This is a genomic window from Bradyrhizobium viridifuturi, from assembly GCF_001238275.1.
In the GTDB taxonomy this organism is placed as follows: domain Bacteria; phylum Pseudomonadota; class Alphaproteobacteria; order Rhizobiales; family Xanthobacteraceae; genus Bradyrhizobium; species Bradyrhizobium viridifuturi.
This window is the reverse complement of the sequence record NZ_LGTB01000127.1, coordinates 1-729: the sequence shown is the minus strand read 5'-3', so window position 1 is coordinate 729 and position 729 is coordinate 1. Positions and strand designations below refer to the sequence as shown.

1 protein-coding gene is annotated in these 729 nt (G+C 60.1%); it reads right to left on the bottom strand.

Annotated elements, in window-relative coordinates; translation table 11 throughout:
- On the bottom strand, positions 1–183 hold a 183-nt coding region (locus ALC15_RS45725; RefSeq protein ID WP_210168633.1), incomplete at its 3' end, for a hypothetical protein.
- Between the last annotated feature and the right edge of the window lie 546 nt (positions 184–729).

Below are 729 nucleotides of genomic sequence, written 5' to 3'. Positions count from 1 at the left end.
GCAGATGATCTTGATCGACCTAAAGAGTGTAAGCGGTTGTTTGCGTACAAGCTCTGTGCTCGTCTTCGCGAACTCGTCCGGGCCTCCTTGCTGGCGGACGATCTCCCGAAGTGCGGCCAGCTTCTCAGGGTCGGCGGAGCGAATAGCTGCCTCGAAAGCCGGTATAAATTCCAGCCTGTCCATTGCAACACATTCCTTATGAAGAAAGCTCCGGTTTTGAAGGCGGCCTTGGTGGCGGCCTGGTCGCCATAAGCTCCGCAATCGCGGCAAGTACGACGCTCGTATCGGCCGTTCCTTCGGACCATCCCTTCAGCGCCTCTATCGCGTTCTTTAAAGCCTCATCACGGGTCACGGAACAATCTCCACAGCCCCCCTGTGGCCGGCCGCGCGGCCTGCGACTCCGAAAGAACGCGCGGGCATTTGGAGACCGCCCGCGCGGAGTGTGCTACGTCAAGCTTGGTCCGTGTTGCGTGAAGATAAACAGCCAAGCCGATAAGCCTCTCAACAACTCGCATGCCACGGCACCGTGCAGAAGTAGAGCCAAACGGCGCGGTATCGACAGAGCACAGTGAGGCCGACGCGACGGAAAAGCGTGCGGGCGACTGCTGACGACCGCCCGCACGCCGTCGCACATCAAACAGACCGGGCCCTCACGAGGGTCAATCAATAAGCGGCCAAGCCATAGACTGCTCAGCAACGCGCGTGCCAGACGACCGGAGAGTAAACGGC